We start from the raw sequence: 15,755 nt of genomic DNA on the forward strand, positions 1-15,755 counted from the left end.
GTCGATCAGCTCTCCACCGGACCGGCGTTCGGGTCGAGTACGCCGGTGAACACCAGCACGTACAGCAGCAGGCCCAGCGCCACGCGGTAGATCACGAACGGCAGGAACGAATGCCGCCTGATGTAGGACATCAGCCACGCGATCACGGCGAACCCCACGCCGAACGCCACGGCAGTGGCGAGGAGCGTCGGTCCCCACGCCGGCCCCTGCCCGTCGCCGATGTCGGCGAGCTTGTAGAAACCGGACGCGAGCACCGCGGGCACCGCGAGCAGGAACGAGTACTCCGCCGCCGCAGAACGGTTGTAGCCCATCAACCGGCCACCGGTGATCGTGCCACCGGATCGGGACACCCCGGGAACGAGCGCGAGCGCCTGGAAGAACCCGTACGTCAGACCGTGCTTGACGGTCAGCTGGTCCAGATCACGATCCTGCCTGCCCATCCGGTCCGCGAGCAGCAGGAAGATGCCGAACACGATCAGCGTCGTCGCGATGAGCCGCAGGTCACGGAACACATGCCCGATCTGCTCCTCGAACAGCAGGCCCAGCACGCCGATCGGAATCGAACCCACGATGATCAGCCAGCCCATCCGCGCGTCCGGATGGCGGCGGTACTCGGCCTTGTAGATCGAGAAGAACCAGTTCTTCAGGATGCTGCCGATCTTCTTCCCGAAGTACAGCAGCACCGCCAGCTCGGTGCCGATCTGCGTGACCGCGGTGAACGCCGCACCCGGGTCACCCCAGCCCGCGAACGCCGCCGTCACCCGCAGGTGCGCACTCGACGAGACCGGCAGGAACTCGGTCAGCCCCTGGACGATGCCCAGAACGAGAGCCTCGAACCACCCCATCAGCAGGCCACCCCCGCCAGCTCCAGCGCCTCGGAGGCCGTGCGCAGCGCGTCGGCACCCTGCTCAGGGGCCACGAACGGCGACAGGCTCACCGTCGTCGCACCGGCCTCGGCGAACGCGGCCAGCCGCTCGGCGATCCGCTCCTTCGGCCCGAGCAACGACGTCGCATCCAGGAACTCGGCGGGCACCGCCGCCATCGCCCCCGCATGATCCTTCGCCAGGAACTTCTCCTGCACCTCGGCCGCCTCGGCCTCGAAGCCCATCCGCGCCGCGAGCCGGTTGTAGAAGTTCTTCTCCTTGCTGCCCATGCCGCCCAGATACAGCGCCGCGTACGCGCGCACCGAGTCGGCACACACCCGCCAGTCCTCGCCCGGCACGAGCGGCACGGTCGGCGCGATGTCGAACGACGACAGATCGCGGCCCGACTTCTCCGCACCCGCCCGCAGCTGCGCGAGCTGGTCACCGGCGTGTTCGGGCGAGAAGAACACCGGCAGCCAGCCGTCGGCGAGCTCACCGGTCAACTCGACATTCTTCGGGCCGATGGCGGCCAGATACATCGGGACGTGCTCGCGCACCGGGTGCACGGTCAGCCGCAGCGTCTTGCCCGGCCCGTCCGGCAACGGCAGCCGGAAGTGCTCGCCCTCGTAGGAGACTCGCTCGCGGCGCAGCGCCGTGCGGACGATGTCCATGTACTCGCGCGTTCGGCCCAGCGGCGATGCGAACCGCACGCCGTGCCACCCCTCCGACACCTGCGGGCCCGACACCCCCAGTCCCAGCCGGAACCGGCCGCCGGACAGTGAGTCGAGCGTCGCAGCGGTCATCGCGGTCGTCGCCGGCGTCCGCGCGGGGATCTGCAGCACCGCACTGCCCACATCGATGCTCGACGTCTGTGCCGCCACCCACGACAGCACGGTCGGCGCATCGGAGCCGTACGCCTCCGCCGCCCACACGACGGAAAAGCCCAGCTCGTCGGCATGCTTCGCCAGTGTCAGATTGCTCGCGTCGTTCCCGGCGCCCCAGTAGCCGAGGTTCAAACCCAGTCGCACGGGCAGCGACACTATCGGTGGCCGGACGGGCCGCCGATGGCGCCTTGGTCAATCTCCCGTACGGGTGATGACTACGCTGGGCAGCCATGGAATGTCGCCCGCTCGGCGCCTCGGGCGCGCAGGTGTCCCGCATCGGCCTCGGCACGTTGTCCTGGGGCACCGGCACCGACGCCGAAGAAGCCGCCAACCAGCTCGTGGCCTTCGTCGACGCGGGAGGCACGCTCGTCGACACGGCCGACGTCTACGGGGACGGCGAGAGTGAACGCGTCCTCGGCTCCCTGCTGGCCGACCTCGTTCCCCGCGAGGACATCGTGCTCGCCACGAAGGCCGCCGCCCGCCGCGAGTCCGGACCGTTCGGCGGCGGCGCGTCCCGCGGCTCCCTGCTCGCCGCACTCGACGGCTCGCTGCGGCGCCTCGGGGTCGACCACATCGACCTGTGGCAGGTGCACGCCTGGGACCCGGCCGTCCCGCTCGAGGAAACGCTTTCCACTCTCGAGGACGCCGTCACCAGCGGAAAGGTGCGCTACGTCGGCGTATCCAACTACGCGGGCTGGCAACTGGCGACCGCGGCGTGCGGCCTGCGCACCACGCGCATCGTGTCCACCCAGAGCGAGTACTCCCTGCTCGAGCGCACTGCCGAACGGGAGATCGTGCCCGCCGCGGGCCACCACGGCATCGGCCTGCTGCCCTGGGCACCGCTCGGACGCGGCGTACTGACCGGCAAGTACCGCGGCGGCACTCCCGCCGACTCCCGCGGCGCCTCCACCACGTACGGCGGCTACGTCGACCACCACCGCACCGACCGTGCAAGCCGCATCGTCGAAGCCGTCGCGACGGCGGCAGACGGCCTCGGCACCTCGCCCCTGGCGGTCGCACTGGCCTGGGTCCGCGACCGGCCCGGCGTCGTCGCTCCCGTCGTCGGCGCCCGTGACGCCATCCAGCTCGCCGGATCCCTCGCCGCCGAGGAACTGACGTTGCCGGACGCCATCCGCGGCGCGCTCGACGACGTCAGCAGGCCCGCCGATGACAGCACCTCCGCACGGCCGGGCGCGTCCGAACCCGCCGACCCCACCGAGGACTCCCCGTGACCGCCGCACCCGCATACCACCCGTCGCAGGCCGGCCGACCGGACCCCGCCGGAGCACCTCGGCGCCGGCGCCGGCCGGCCGCCCTCACGATCGCCGCCGCGCTCCTGCTCACCGGCTGCTCCGACGCAGGTGGCGACCAGCTGCAGGTCGTCGAGAACCCGGAACGGGCAGCCGCCGCATCCTCGCCCGCAACGACCGAGAAGCCCACGGGCCGGGTCGTACCGGCCGACGGCGACGTCACCGCGGTGGCTGCCGCGGACGGCACGCTCGCCGCGGCGCTGACGGGGCAGGATGCCGTGCAGCTCTACGACCTCGGCCGGCTCGGCGCCGAACCACGCACCGTGTCACTGCCGGGCGAGGTCACGAGCCTGCGCGCCATCGACGGCGACATCGTCGCCACCATGCCGGATGCCGGGGCCTTCGCCCGCATCGACGCCGCCGTGGCCGAGGCCGACGTCGTCGAGCTCGACGGCGCCCCCACGGGCGTCGCCGCTCACGGCGACCGGACACTCGTGGCGCTGCGCGATGCGAAGGCGGTCCAGGTGCTCGATGCCGACGACCGGCCGCTGCGGACCATCCGCGGAGAGCTCTACAGCGCCGACGACGTCCTCGTCGGCGACGGCGACGCGCTCGTACTCGACCGGCTGCGCACCGCCGCCTTCTCGGTCGACGTCACCGACGCCACCATCGGCGAGGGACTCAGGGCCGGCCAGGGAGCGGCCCAAGCCACCACCGACGAGTACGGCCGCGTGCTGGTCACCGACGCCCGCAACGGCGCACTCCTCGCCTTCGACACCGAACCGCTGCTGCTGCGCCAGCGGCACCCGGTCGACGGCGGCGCCTACGGCATCGCCTACGACTCCCGCCGCCACCTCGCCTGGGTCACGCTCACCGAGCGCAACGAGGTCGTCGGCTACGACGTACGCGGCGGACAACCGGAGGAAAAGTTCCGGCTCCCCACCGTTCGCCAGCCCGATTCCGTTACCGTCGACGAACGGACGTCGCAGGTCGTCATCGGTTCGGCAGCCGGGGAAGGTATCCAGGTGATCACGCCATGACGAGTGCGGAAGCGGTGGTCGACGACGATTGGGAGTACCAGCGGGTCCAGCTCCCGCCGGGTGTCTCCCGCGTGACCGCATCCGTGCAGCTGGCCGTCCAGGCCGAGTTCACCGGCTGGGAACTGTCCACCGTGCGGCTCTACTCCGACGGCACGCGCCGGGTGTGGCTGCGGCGTCGCCGTCGCAACCGTGACCTGCTGACCTCGCCGGACTTCGTGGCCTGACCGGTTCGCCGGCGCTCACCGCCGGCGCCGCTCACTGCCGGAAGCGCTCCACGACCTCCCGGATCTTCGGCCCCGTTGCGCTGGAGGCCTGTGCCCACGCCTCGAACTCCAACGTGGCGTCGAAATCGCCGCTCGCGGCGATCCCCACGGCCGTCTTGATGTCCCGCGTCAGCGCCGGATCGTGCTCGGCCCAGCGGTCCGTCAGCTCGTGGGCCCGCGTGAGCGGATCCTCGGCGAGTTCCAGCGCCAGGCCCTGCTGGACGGCCGCCTGGCCGTCCAGCGCGGCACCGTCGAGCAGCAACGCCATCGCCCGCTGCGGCCCCAGTGCATCGACGAGGAACCACGTGCATCCGCCGCCCGGGTGCAGTCCGATCCGCGAGAACGTCGCAGCGAACGACGCGTGCGGGCTCGCGACGCGGATGTCACACGCCATCGCCAGGTTCAGGCCGGCCCCGACGGCCGCGCCCTGCACGGCTGCGACCGTCGGGATCTCCAGCCGGCGCAGGCGCAGAAAGCTGTCGTACACCGAGTGCAGGTGCCTGCGCAGTTCACCGACCGCACGTTCGGAGGCATCACCGAACAGCGCGGGCAGATCGGCACCCGCACAGAACGCCTTCCCCTCCCCCGCCACGACGAGGGTGCGCGCGTCGTCGGCTGCAGCGACCGTGTCGATCGCTTCGCCGAGCTCACGGCAGGTGACGTCATCGAGGCAGTTGCGCCGGTCCGGATCGGTCAGGGTGAGGGTCCATCGGCCATCCGTGCCGGTGAGCGCCACTCTGCTCATGCCACGTGCTCCATCCCGCCCGCCGGTGCCTGCTGCGGGCTCGCGAGGTGTTCGAACCGGTCAGCGACCGAGCTTGGCGCGCACCCGCCAGTACGTCCGGCGTGCCGCCATGACCTGGGGGTACTGATCCGACATGCGCATCACGAACTGCCGCAGCCGGAGCGCCTTCGCCGGCTGCGGCGGCTTGCGCTTCATCATCCGGCGCGACCCGGCGGGATGGCGGAGCAGATCGGTGACCGATTCCATCGCGATCTCGCCGATCTCCGCTTCGGTCGGTGTCAGTTCGTCGGCCGAAGCGGGCTCGTCGCCGCGCGGCGCGACGGGCCGCAGGTCCTCGAGGTCGCCCACGACGTCGTAGCCGGCGCCGCGCACCTCCGCGATGTGGCGCTCGGCGGTGTCATGCACCCAGTCCTGGTCCTGTTTCGGCAACGGGATACTGCCGCGGCCGCTGCGTGCGCTGAGCGTGTGCGCGGCGAAGTCGTCCTTGACCCTGCGGGCGTACTGCAGCCACGGGAACCGGTCCGGCAGCGACGCGTTGATCCGGCGGAGGAACTCCGTCTCCGGATAGCCGAGCGAGAAGTTGCCGTAGTGCGGGATGTCCGTCTCGTACTTCGCAGGGTCGAGGCCGAGCAGCCCGGCGAACCGTTCCCACAGCACGTCCGGACGGCCGCCGCGGGGCGGAACCGTGACCACATGGACGCGGTCGGCCGGGATTCCGGCCCCCCAGGTCCTCAGCACGCGCGGCAGGTCCTGGTAGTCCCAGAACAGCCGTGCCGTGTGGTCCAGTTCGGCGCTGCGGAGTGCTGCCAGCAGGTCGGGGTACGACGTGCTCTGGCGAGTCTTGACGTTCTCCTGCCACACCGACGGGATCTGGCGCGCGAGGTCGCGCACGGTGCACACGATGTGCACCTCGGCGAAGGACAACGAGGAGACGACCCGTTCAGCCTCTTCGGGGCTCGCAGGCGCCAGCAGTTCGGAGGAGATCAGCGTCGCTCCGTCGAACGCCCTGGCCTGTTCGACCAGCCAGTCCCACGAGCCGGGCGTGCGCTTCTCCTTCCAGCTGCCGTAGCGACCGGGATGCACGTCCGCGACCGCCCGGTGATGCGCCCCCAGGTCGTGACCGGGGAACGACACGCCGTCGGCGGTGAGGGTGCCCTGGTTGTGCCACAACAGTTCCTGCAGCGATGTCGTTCCGGTCTTGGGTAGCCCGATGTGCAGGTACACACGCTGTGTTGCGGAGCTCATGGCCCCGGGAGCGTACTCGGTCACATCGGATGGTTTGCTGTGGCCTTCACGGTGAGTTTTTCTTCCCGCACGGATGATGTCCCGTGCACCACCATCAGGTCGGTAACGGTTTCCTGGAGGAGCTTCTTATGACTGCGGACCGGTCCCTTCGCCTCACCCGCGGTGCGACCGTCTGGTTGACCGGGTTGTCCGGTGCGGGCAAGTCGACGGTGGCCGGCGCCGTCGCCACGCTCGTGGCCGGTGACAACACCGACGCGGAGGTCGAGGTGCTCGACGGCGACGAGGTCCGCCGCACGATCTCGAGCGACCTGGGGTTCAGCCGCGAGGACCGGGACAAGCAAGGGCAGCGCGTGGGCTTCATCGCCGAGCTGCTGTCGCGTCATCGGGTCCTCACCCTCGTGCCGGTCATCGCTCCGTACTCCGAGACGCGCGACGCGGTCCGCACGCACCACGCCGAGCGTGGTTCGGCCTTCTTCGAGGTCTATGTGAGCACCCCGTTGGAGGAATGCGCCCGCCGCGACCCCAAGGGGCTCTACGCGCGTGCGGCCGCGGGCGAGGTCAAGGGCCTCACCGGCGTCGACGACGTCTACGAGCACCCGGAGACGCCCGACCTTCGGATCGACACGAGCACGGGCTCCCCGGAAGCGGCCGCCGACCGGATCCTCGAACTGCTCCGCGAGCACGGCGTCGTCGAGTACGTCGACGACGCGGCGAACTCCGAGAATCCGGTCGTGTCCTGAGCGGTTTCTGCTGGTGACCGCGCGGTGGCGAGGTGTAGGAATGTGCGCCGATCAACGCCACGCTGTATAGGGCATTATACATGCTTGAGGGGTGTGGCACGCTGCTCCGTGATCATCGACCGTGCTCACCCAGCCAAGGAGGCCCCGTGTCGCCGCGAGTCACCGTCGAACGTGACGGCCACGTCCTGCTCATCGGTGTGAACCGTCCCGAGAAGCGCAATGCGTGGGACCGCCGCGTCATCGACGAGGTCGGTCTCGCCTACGACCGGCTGGCCGAGGACCCCGAGGCTCGCGTCGGCGTGCTGTACGGCCACGGCGACCACTTCAGCGCCGGCCTCGACCTGGCCGACGTCTGGCCCTCCGTGCAGGACGAGGGGCCCGGCACACTGTCCGGCGGCGGTGCCTACGACCCGTTCGGCCTCTGGAAGCCGCCGGTGCCGAAACCGGTCGTACTCGCCGTCCAGGGAATCTCGTTCACCCTGTCCGTCGAGCTCGCACTCGCCTGCGACATCGTGATCGGCGCCGACGACGTCCGGTTCCGCCAACTGGAGATCGGCCGGGGCATCATCCCGTTCGGCGGCGCAACGGTCCGCGCCACGACCCAGCTCGGGTGGGGCAACGCCATGCGCTTCCTGCTCACCGGTGAGGAGTTCGGCGCCGAGGACGCGCACCGGATCGGCCTGCTCCAGGAGGTCGTCGCGCCCGGCACCCAGTTCGAACGGGCCACCGAGGTCGCGCGGGTGATCGGCCAGCAGGCGCCGTTGGGGGTGCAGGGCACGCTGGCCAACGCACGGGTCGCCCAGCGGCTCGAGAACGAACGTGCCGCGGCCGACCACCTGCGCGATCTCCTGCCCGGCATTCTCGCCAGCGACGACGCGGCCGAAGGCCTGCAGAGCTTCGTCGAGCGCCGCCAAGCCCGGTTCACCGGGCGCTGACCCGGAAGGCCCGATCCAGTGTCCGCCACGCGAACCATCGGGGTCGAGGAGGAATTCCTGCTCGCCGACCCCGACACCTGGCAGACCGTCCCCGCCGCCGAGGACGTGCTCGCGCACCTGCCGGCTTCGGCGGCCGACGCGGACGGTCCGGGTCTGACCGACGACGAGGTCCGGGACCCGACCTGGCACGCCGAGCTGCGGGCCAGCCAGGTGGAAGCTGCGACGGGAGTCTGCACCACGGCCACGGCGCTCCGCCGGCAGCTGGTCACCGGCAGACACCGCCTCGCGGAGGCGGCGCAGGCCGAAGGGCTCGCCCTCGTCGCGTCCGGCACCCCCGCGCTCGCGAGCCCGGCCGTACCGCTCGGGCCGGATCCGCAGTACACCGAGCTCGACGGTCTCTACCGCGGGCTGATCGGCGACTACGAAGGCTGCGGCTGTCACGTACACGTCGGCGTGCCCGACCGCGAGGCCGCGGTCGTGGCCGTGAACCACCTGCGCGCGTGGCTGCCGACACTGCTCGCGTTGTCGGCCAATTCGCCGTACGAGCGGGGCCAGGACACCGGGTACGCCAGCTGGCGGACGATCCAGCACTCCCGTTTCCCCACCGCAGGCATTCCACCCCGGTTCGCGGGTGCCGCCGGGCACGACGCACTGGTCGACCGGCTCGTGGCGGCCGGGGCACTCGGCGCTCAGTACACGACGTTCTGGTTCGCGCGCCCCTCCCCCGTGCTGCCCACCGTCGAGGTGCGGGTCGCCGACACCGCGGCGACCCCCGACGAGGCCGTGCTGCAGGCCCTGCTGTCCAGGGCTCTCGTGGACACGGCCCTGGTGGATGCGGCACCCGCACCCTCCGCCGGCGCGGCCGCGCCGGCGGATCCGGTCGACGACGTGCTTCCCGCGGCGGTGTGGTCGGCAGCCCGGTACGGCCTCGGCGGCCGCGCCGTCGACCCGTGGACCGGCCGGACGCGCCCGGCTGCGGAGCTCGTCGAGGACCTGCTCGACCACGTCCGGCCCGCCCTGGAGCGCTTCGGCGATGCCGACCTCGTCGACTCGCTGGCCCGCCGCGTGGTCGCCGACGGGTCGGGTGCGCAGCGCCGGCGCCGCGCGGCGGCCCAGGGCATCCGCCACGCCATGCGCACCGCCGCCGAGGACACGATCCGCGACCTTCCCGAGTAACGCCGCGGGAAGGTCGCGGGACGGCACGGCCCTCAGGTGTGCAGGAGACGGTGCAGGCCTGCGATCGCGGCAGCGTAGGCGCCGCCGCCCACACCCGCACGTGCCAGCGCGGCCCGTGCCGCATTCGCCCCGGGACCGCCGTGCACCGCGCCACCGGGGTGGGCCGATGCCCCCGCCAGGAACAGCCGGTCGACCGGGGTGTCGGCCCGGCCGAGGCCGGGAACGGGCCGGAACACGAGCTGCTGGTGCATCGCCGCGCTACCGCCACCCACGGCGCCTTCGACCAGCGCCGGGTTCGCCTGCTCCAGCTCACGCGGCCCCTGCACGAGCCTGCCGCGGATGCGCGCCCCGAACCCCGGGGCGTGCCGTTCGAGCAGGGCCTCCATCCGGTCGGTGAAGCGGCGTAACCGGTCGCCGTCCCAGTCGAGCCCGCGCGGCACATGGGTGTAGGCCCACGCCGACTCGCAGCCGTGCGGTGCCCGCGACGGATCCGCCACCGCCATCTGCCCGATCACCAGCATCGGGTCCTCGGGCACGGTGCCGAGCTCGACGTCGAGTCCGTACCGGGCGAGGCCTGCGACGTCGCCGCCGAGGTGCACCGTGCCTGCCCCGGCCGCCTCGGGTGCGGCCCACGGGATCGGCCCGGACAGTGTCCAGTTCACCTTGACGGTCGCGGCGTCCCAGCCGAATCGGCGGAGATCACCGCGAACACGCGCGGGCAGCACCCCGTCGTCGAGCATGCGGCCGTACAACAGCGGCGCCGGCACCGCCGCCAGCACCGCCCGGCGCGCCCGCACGGGTGTGTCGGCCAGCACCCCCATCGCCCTGCCGCCCGCCGTGAGCACCCGCGTTACGGGCCTGCCGCACTCGACGCGCCCGCCGCGCTCCGCGAGCCGCCGGGTCAGCGCGGCCGTGAGCGCCCCCGAGCCGCCGTCCGGCACCGGAAACCCGACGTCCTGCGCCAGCATCGACAGCAGCCAGCCGAACACCGCACTCCCCGCCTGCGCGGGACCCAGGTCGGTGTGCAGCGCGTTCCCGGCGGGCACCGCGAGAGCGCCCGCGCCGCGGAACCGCTCCCCCGCCCAGGTCGTCGCCGGCATCGCCACCATCCGTGCGAGCCGCATTCCGTCCGCCGTGCCCGCCGCGCGCGCCAGCCGTGCGGCCGCGCGCACCGGCGGGAACGGCGACAACAGCGCGTCCAGCAACGGCCCGCGGATCCGCCGCCACAGCTCGGTCTCCGCCGCCCAGGTCTCGCCGTCGCCGGACGCGAATCCGCCGAGGGACGCCGCCGTCTCCTCGACGTCGCGGGACACGAGCGCCACCCGGTCGTCCGGCAGCACGTGCGCCAGCGCGGCCGGTGCGTGCCGCCAGCGCAGCCCGTACCGCTCGAGGTCCAGTCCGGCCAGCACGGGCGAGGCGGCCGCCATCGGGTAGAAGGCGCTGAACAGATCGGTCACGAAGCCGGGTTCGATCGCCTCGGCACTGCGCACTGCGCCACCGGGCGTCGACGTCGCCTCCAGCACGACGACGTCCCAGCCTGCATCGGCCAGCAGGTTCGCGGCGACGAGCCCGTTGGGCCCGGCTCCGATGACGACGGCGTCGACCGTCTCCGCGGGAATGTGCACGCGCCCTGCCTACCCGATGCCCGGTCCGCACGCCCGGCGGTGCCGGACACCGCCGTGAGGAGGAGTGTCGCGTGACACCACTGCCGCGTCCGGACCCGCGCCGTCGCCTACAGTGCGCCGGAGACACGAGCAGGAGGCGGAGATGGCGCAGCGACACGGTGCAGTGCGCAGGCTGGCGGAAGCGGCGAGCCGGTGGTTCGCGCTGCTCGTCGTCCTCGGAGTGGCCGCGGGCCTGCTCGCGCCCGACCAGTCGGCGGCACTCGTCGACCACGTGCCGCTGCTGCTCGGCGTGATCATGTTCGGGATGGGACTGACGCTGCGAGGGGCGGACTTCGCCCTCGTCGCCCGTCGCCCGCTCGCCATCCTGTTCGGCCTCGTCGCGCAGTTCCTCGTCATGCCGCTCACGGCGTGGGGCATCGGCCAGTTGTTCGGACTCTCGGGGGCACTGCTGGTGGGCATGGTGCTGGTCGGGTCCGCGCCGGGCGGCACCGCCTCGAACGTCGTCGTCTACCTGGCCAAGGGCGACGTGGCGCTGTCGGTGACGCTGACGTCGGTGTCGACGCTGCTCGCACCACTGCTCACGCCGCTGCTCGTGCTGCTGCTCGCCGGATCCGATCTGCCCGTCGGCTTCGGCGACCTGTTCGTCTCCATCGCCCAGGTGGTGCTGCTTCCGGTGGTGGCGGGCCTGGTCCTGCGTGCGCTCGCCGACCGCTACGTCCGGCGGGTGCTGCCCTATCTGCCGCTGGTGTCGGTGCTCGGTGTCGCGCTGGTCGTGACGGCTGTCGTCGGCGCCAACTCCGGCACGATCGCCGAGAGCGGTGCACTGCTCATGCTGGCGGTCGTCGCTCACAACTCGGCGGGCCTGGCGCTCGGGTACGGCGCCGCCCGTCTCGCGGGTCTCGACGAATCGGCCCGCCGAGCCGTCAGCGTCGAGGTCGGTATGCAGAACTCGGGCCTCGCCTCGAGCCTGGCCACAACGCACTTCACCGCGGCGGCTGCGCTTCCCGGCGCGCTGTTCTCGGTGTGGCACAACCTCTCGGGCGCGCTGCTGGCGACGTTCTGGGCCCGCCGTCCCACGTCGACGGCAGCCACGGCCCCCGGCGAGCACACCGACGCCTGACACACGTCCCACTGCACCGCCCAGCACCCGGTCCGTCCCCGCGAAGGAGCGCTACCCCCGATGTCCTCCTCCCTCGGCGACCTGCGCATCGTCGACTTCTCCCGGGTTCTCGCCGGGCCGTTCGCCACGATGCTGCTGGCCGACCTCGGCGCGACCGTCGTCAAGGTCGAGCGGCCCGGCACCGGCGACGACACCCGTGCGTGGGGCCCGCCCTACGACGACCGCGGTGAGGCGACCTACTACCAGTCGGTCAACCGCAACAAGGATTCGGTGACGCTCGATCTGCGCACCGACGAGGGCATCGCCCGTGCCCGGGAGCTCGCCGCCGGCGCGGACGTCGTGGTCGAGAACTTCCGTCCGGGACTGATGTCCGAGCTCGGCCTCGCCTACGACGACCTCCGTGTCGAGAACCCGCGGCTGATCTACTGCTCCATCACCGGGTTCGGCTCCGGCGCCGGGGCCGAACTGCCCGGGTACGACCTGCTGATCCAGGCGCTCGGCGGACTGATGAGCGTCACGGGACAGCCCGGCGGCGAACCGCAGAAGGCCGGCGTCGCACTCGTCGACGTGCTGTCGGGGCAGTTCGCCACGGTGGGCATGCTCGCCGCCCTCCGGCACCGCGACGCGACCGGCGAGGGGCAGCTCGTGGAAGTGAACCTGCTGTCGTCACTGCTCGCGGCCCTGGTGAACCAGGGATCGGCCTACACCTCGGGCGGGGTCGTCCCGCAGCCGATGGGCAACGCCCACCCCAGTGTCGCTCCGTACGAGGTGCTTCCGTGCGGGGACGGCGAACTGGTCCTGGCCGTCGGCAACGACCGGCAGTTCCGTGCCCTGTGCGACCGGTTGGGCGAACCCGAGCTCGGCACCGACACCCGGTTCGCGACCAACACCGCGCGGGTCGATCACCGGGAGGAGCTGCGGGAGCACCTGGTCCGGCTGCTGAAGGCGCGTGACGCCCGCGCGTGGGCCGACCTGCTCACCGAGGCTCGCGTGCCCGCGGGCGTGGTCAACGACGTGGCCGGCGCGTTCCACCTCGCGGCCGAGCTCGGGCTCGATCCGGTCGTCGGCATCCCGCGCGCCGACGGCACCGAGGTGCACCTTCCCCGGAACCCGATCGGCCTGTCGAGGACTCCGCCGTCCTACCGCTCCGCGCCACCGCCGCTCAGTGACGACTGACGCCGGTTCGCCGCGACGTCGAAGTCCATCTCCTCGGTCACGCTGCCGTGGCGCAGATGCAGTACGTCGCGGACGTAGTTCTGGTGCAGCCGCCAGGGCGCCGCGTGTCCCTGCTTCGGCATCCGGTCGATGCTGCGCAGCACGTATCCGGCCTGCAGGTCGATGAGCGGTTCTGCGGGCCGGTCGCCCGGTGGCAGCACCGGTGTCGCCCGGTCGAGGCGGTGCTCGTCGAGGTGGGTGAGCAACCTGCACACGTATTCGGCGACGAGGTCGGCCTTCAGGGTCCACGACGCGTTCGTGTACCCGATCGTCATCGCGAAGTTCGGTACGCCGTCGAGCATCATGCCCTTGTAGGTCACGGCCTTCCCGACATCGACCTGTTCACCGTCGACGTCGAGGGCGATGCCGCCGATCGCGAGGAGGTTCAGCCCCGTCGCCGTCACGACGATGTCGGCGGGCAGTTCTGCGCCCGAGGTGAGCCGGATGCCGTCGGGTGTGAAGGTGTCGATCGTGTCGGTGACGACCGAGGCGTCACCTCGCCGCAGCACGGCGAACAGATCGCCGTCGGGAACGAAGCACAGACGCTGGTCCCACGGCCGGTACTCGGGTGAGAAGTGCCGGTCGACGTCGAAGCCCTCGGGCAGCGCCGACCGCACGCCACGCTCGATCAGCCTCCGCACGAGGCCGGGAGCCCGCCGGCTGAGCCGGAAGAACAGGCCCATGGTCAGCGCGTTCTTCCAGCGCACCACGGGGAACGTCACGCGGTCCGGCAACACACGCTTCAGCAGCCGGGCGAGCGGATCGACCGAGGGCAGCGCCATGACGTAACTCGGCGACCGCTGCAGCATCGTCACGTGTGCCGCCTCGGGCGCCATGGCGGGGACGAGGGTCACTGCGGTGGCGCCGCTGCCGATCACCACGACCCGACGGCCGCGGTGGTCCAGGTCCTCGGGCCAGTGCTGCGGGTGGACGAGCGTGCCCTCGTACCGGTCCACGCCGGGCAACTGCGGTGTATACCCCTCGTCGTAGCGGTAGTACCCGGAGCAGACGTACAGGAACGAGCACGTCAGCGTGACCTGCGCGCCGGTGTCCGACCGGCTCGCGGTGACCGTCCACAGCGCCCGGTCACTCGACCACGACGCGGATTCGACCCGGTGATGGAACCGGACGTGGTCGTCGACCCCGTACTCGCGCGCGGTGTCGCGGATGTACTGGCGGATCGACGGCCCGTCGGCGATCGCCTCGGCCCGGCGCCACGGGTGGAAACCGTAGCCCAGCGTGAACATGTCCGAATCGGACCGCACCCCGGGATAGCGGAACAGGTCCCAGGTGCCCCCGATCGCGCCGCGCGCCTCCAACACCGCCACCGTGCGGCCGGGATGCCGCTGCCGCATCCGGCAGGCCGCGCCGACACCTGCCAGACCTGCACCCACGATGAGGACGTCGACGTGTTCGGCGGGCATGACCCTCCTCCGCTTCCGGGCGGCACCGGCACCACCCGACCGGTTCGACGCTACCGATCGCCCGAATGCGGCGCCATCGTCAGGCGGCCCGCGCGAACCCCGATCGACCCCACATGACCTGCTTGACGAAACATGCAGTGTTGACTAAAAATTCGTTGTATCAGCTGGGTTACCAAGACGAATACCACGAGATCAGGTTTTCGAAGCGAGAGCGCATGACCCTGCACGACCTGGACGACGAACACCGGCCCACGTTCACCACCGGGCAGGCGGCCGACCTCCTCGGCGTCGAGCAACCGTTCCTGCGGAGTCTCGACACGGCCGGTGTCGTCTCCCCGGAACGGTCCGGCGGCGGCCACCGGCGCTACTCCCGCCATCAGCTCGGCCGGGCGAGCCGCATGCGCACGCTCTTCGACGAAGGCATGAATCTCCAGGCGGCTCAGCGCATCCTCGCACTCGAACACGAGCTCGACGAGGCCCGCCGGGAGATCGCGGCGCTCCGCACGCAACTCGGGGACCCGCCCGGCGGCGCGGCATCCGACGGGTGATCGCGAGTGCCGTGACCGCGAGCGCCGCCGCATCGCGCGAACCCGGCGAGGCCGGCCACGGAGTGTGAATCGCCGGCGCGACACGCACGCCGGCCAGGACGAATCGAGGTGATCATCAGTGGACATCTACGGTCAGCACTCGACCGAAACCACACTGCACGCCTACATCTCGGCCGTCGCGGCCGCGCTCGCGCAGGCCGACGGCACTCCCGCTCAGTACACCTGCGATGCCTCGACCACACCCGCGGGCGCGTACATCGCGATGGACGGCAGGCTGCCGGGTTTCCCCGACCGCGACGTCGCCCTCATCTGGGACGAGCGCCACGGCTGGGGCGGTGCGATCGAGACCCACTCCGGCGAGGACCTGCTCATGGTGTCCTACCTCGGCGGCACCCACCCGGTTCCCTCACCGGAGCGGGTGGCACGGTTCGCACACCGGCTCCTCGACGGCGCGATGCTCCGGCACCTCGACCCGCCCGAATTCGCCACGTTGCCCGACCTGCCCCGGCGGCTGGCGTCGGCGGTGGCCGCCGCCGACGTCGGCGGCCACGACCGCACGTCGGCGGCGCGGCTGCTCTGACGAGCCGATCCGGAGGGGCAGCCGGCGCGTCGACCGGCAGCGCGCTGACCGGCAGCGACCACCAGCGAGTCCGTCGCCGTTACGCTCGGGCACCACCACACC

The 15,755-nt window shown here is 71.8% G+C and carries 16 protein-coding genes; 10 read left to right on the top strand and 6 right to left on the bottom strand.

The genetic code is table 11. The features are described from left to right. Positions 1–5 precede the first annotated feature (5 nt). Positions 6–845 (bottom strand): undecaprenyl-diphosphate phosphatase, encoded by an 840-nt coding sequence (locus LY41_RS15940; protein ID WP_253864816.1) that lies wholly within the window; start codon positions 843–845, stop codon positions 6–8. Continuing rightward, positions 845–1,891 carry an LLM class F420-dependent oxidoreductase gene (locus tag LY41_RS15945; protein ID WP_253864817.1) on the bottom strand — a complete coding sequence of 349 codons (1,047 nt, stop codon included), beginning with the start codon at positions 1,889–1,891 and terminating at the stop codon, positions 845–847. The genes LY41_RS15940 and LY41_RS15945 overlap by 1 nt, the downstream gene beginning before the upstream one ends. Positions 1,892–1,977: 86 nt before the next feature. On the opposite strand from LY41_RS15945, the gene LY41_RS15950 reads away from it, so the two are divergent. The 3 genes from LY41_RS15950 to LY41_RS15960 all read left to right on the top strand — a co-directional run bounded on the left by LY41_RS15950 (position 1,978) and on the right by LY41_RS15960 (position 4,261). After that, positions 1,978–2,979, top strand: coding sequence for an aldo/keto reductase (locus LY41_RS15950; protein ID WP_253864818.1), 1,002 nt, complete (start codon positions 1,978–1,980; stop codon positions 2,977–2,979). An 89-nt stretch (positions 2,980–3,068) separates the two neighbouring features. Continuing rightward, a complete protein-coding gene (locus tag LY41_RS15955; RefSeq protein WP_253865058.1) occupies positions 3,069–4,037 on the top strand; it encodes a YncE family protein in 969 nt (322 codons plus the stop codon). Next, positions 4,034–4,261 (top strand): DUF5703 family protein, encoded by a 228-nt coding sequence (locus LY41_RS15960; RefSeq protein WP_253864819.1) that lies wholly within the window; start codon positions 4,034–4,036, stop codon positions 4,259–4,261. The genes LY41_RS15955 and LY41_RS15960 overlap by 4 nt, the downstream gene beginning before the upstream one ends. A gap of 31 nt (positions 4,262–4,292) precedes the next feature. On the opposite strand, the gene LY41_RS15965 is transcribed toward LY41_RS15960, so the two are convergent. Both LY41_RS15965 and LY41_RS15970 read right to left on the bottom strand, forming a co-directional pair. Beyond that, positions 4,293–5,045 (bottom strand): enoyl-CoA hydratase, encoded by a 753-nt coding sequence (locus tag LY41_RS15965; protein WP_253864820.1) that lies wholly within the window; start codon positions 5,043–5,045, stop codon positions 4,293–4,295. A 60-nt stretch (positions 5,046–5,105) separates the two neighbouring features. Beyond that, entirely contained in the window at positions 5,106–6,290 is a 1,185-nt protein-coding gene (locus LY41_RS15970; protein WP_253864821.1) for a hypothetical protein, read from the bottom strand. Positions 6,291–6,418: 128 nt separating this feature from the next. Here LY41_RS15970 and cysC point away from each other — a divergent pair, with 128 nt between their 5' ends. The 3 genes from cysC to LY41_RS15985 all read left to right on the top strand — a co-directional run bounded on the left by cysC (position 6,419) and on the right by LY41_RS15985 (position 9,141). Then, entirely contained in the window at positions 6,419–7,030 is a 612-nt protein-coding gene (gene cysC / locus LY41_RS15975; RefSeq protein ID WP_253864822.1) for an adenylyl-sulfate kinase, read from the top strand. A gap of 146 nt (positions 7,031–7,176) precedes the next feature. Continuing rightward, positions 7,177–7,965 (top strand): crotonase/enoyl-CoA hydratase family protein, encoded by a 789-nt coding sequence (locus LY41_RS15980; protein ID WP_253864823.1) that lies wholly within the window; start codon positions 7,177–7,179, stop codon positions 7,963–7,965. A gap of 18 nt (positions 7,966–7,983) precedes the next feature. Continuing rightward, entirely contained in the window at positions 7,984–9,141 is a 1,158-nt protein-coding gene (locus LY41_RS15985) for a carboxylate-amine ligase (protein ID WP_253864824.1), read from the top strand. A 32-nt stretch (positions 9,142–9,173) separates the two neighbouring features. On the opposite strand, the gene LY41_RS15990 is transcribed toward LY41_RS15985, so the two are convergent. Continuing rightward, positions 9,174–10,760: a phytoene desaturase family protein gene (locus LY41_RS15990; protein WP_253865059.1), complete on the bottom strand. Its 1,587-nt coding sequence runs from the start codon at positions 10,758–10,760 to the stop codon at positions 9,174–9,176. Positions 10,761–10,908: 148 nt separating this feature from the next. Here LY41_RS15990 and LY41_RS15995 point away from each other — a divergent pair, with 148 nt between their 5' ends. Together LY41_RS15995 and LY41_RS16000 are read left to right on the top strand one after the other, a co-directional pair. Then, positions 10,909–11,886 carry a bile acid:sodium symporter family protein gene (locus LY41_RS15995; RefSeq protein WP_253864825.1) on the top strand — a complete coding sequence of 326 codons (978 nt, stop codon included), beginning with the start codon at positions 10,909–10,911 and terminating at the stop codon, positions 11,884–11,886. A 60-nt stretch (positions 11,887–11,946) separates the two neighbouring features. Then, positions 11,947–13,062, top strand: a complete 1,116-nt coding sequence (locus LY41_RS16000; RefSeq protein WP_253864826.1) for a CaiB/BaiF CoA transferase family protein — start codon at positions 11,947–11,949, stop codon at positions 13,060–13,062. Here LY41_RS16000 and LY41_RS16005 read toward each other — a convergent pair. After that, on the bottom strand, positions 13,026–14,525 hold the full coding sequence (locus LY41_RS16005; protein WP_253864827.1) for a flavin-containing monooxygenase: 1,500 nt from the start codon (positions 14,523–14,525) through the stop codon (positions 13,026–13,028). The genes LY41_RS16000 and LY41_RS16005 overlap by 37 nt on opposite strands. Before the next feature lie 215 nt (positions 14,526–14,740). Between LY41_RS16005 and LY41_RS16010 the strand changes: the two genes are divergently transcribed. Further along, positions 14,741–15,073, top strand: a complete 333-nt coding sequence (locus LY41_RS16010; RefSeq protein WP_253864828.1) for a MerR family transcriptional regulator — start codon at positions 14,741–14,743, stop codon at positions 15,071–15,073. 118 nt (positions 15,074–15,191) lie between these two features. After that, the gene (locus LY41_RS16015; protein ID WP_253864829.1) at positions 15,192–15,653 is read left to right on the top strand and encodes a DUF6292 family protein; all 462 of its coding nucleotides are present in this window, start codon (positions 15,192–15,194) and stop codon (positions 15,651–15,653) included. Positions 15,654–15,755 lie beyond the last annotated feature (102 nt).

It is taken from the genome of Prauserella halophila (assembly GCF_024171895.1).
Lineage (GTDB): Bacteria > Actinomycetota > Actinomycetes > Mycobacteriales > Pseudonocardiaceae > Prauserella > Prauserella halophila.

Bases quoted from the DNA above. Each gene is read 5' to 3' on its own strand.
- LY41_RS15940 (WP_253864816.1), bottom strand. From the start codon at position 845: ATGGGGTGGTTCGAGGCTCTCGTTCTGGGCATCGTCCAGGGGCTGACC.
- LY41_RS15950 (WP_253864818.1), top strand. From the start codon at position 1,978: ATGGAATGTCGCCCGCTCGGCGCCTCGGGCGCGCAGGTGTCCCGCATC.
- LY41_RS15960 (WP_253864819.1), top strand. From the start codon at position 4,034: ATGACGAGTGCGGAAGCGGTGGTCGACGACGATTGGGAGTACCAGCGG.
- LY41_RS15965 (WP_253864820.1), bottom strand. From the start codon at position 5,045: ATGAGCAGAGTGGCGCTCACCGGCACGGATGGCCGATGGACCCTCACC.
- LY41_RS15970 (WP_253864821.1), bottom strand. From the start codon at position 6,290: ATGAGCTCCGCAACACAGCGTGTGTACCTGCACATCGGGCTACCCAAG.
- cysC (WP_253864822.1), top strand. From the start codon at position 6,419: ATGACTGCGGACCGGTCCCTTCGCCTCACCCGCGGTGCGACCGTCTGG.
- LY41_RS15995 (WP_253864825.1), top strand. From the start codon at position 10,909: ATGGCGCAGCGACACGGTGCAGTGCGCAGGCTGGCGGAAGCGGCGAGC.
- LY41_RS16000 (WP_253864826.1), top strand. From the start codon at position 11,947: ATGTCCTCCTCCCTCGGCGACCTGCGCATCGTCGACTTCTCCCGGGTT.
- LY41_RS16005 (WP_253864827.1), bottom strand. From the start codon at position 14,525: ATGCCCGCCGAACACGTCGACGTCCTCATCGTGGGTGCAGGTCTGGCA.
- LY41_RS16010 (WP_253864828.1), top strand. From the start codon at position 14,741: ATGACCCTGCACGACCTGGACGACGAACACCGGCCCACGTTCACCACC.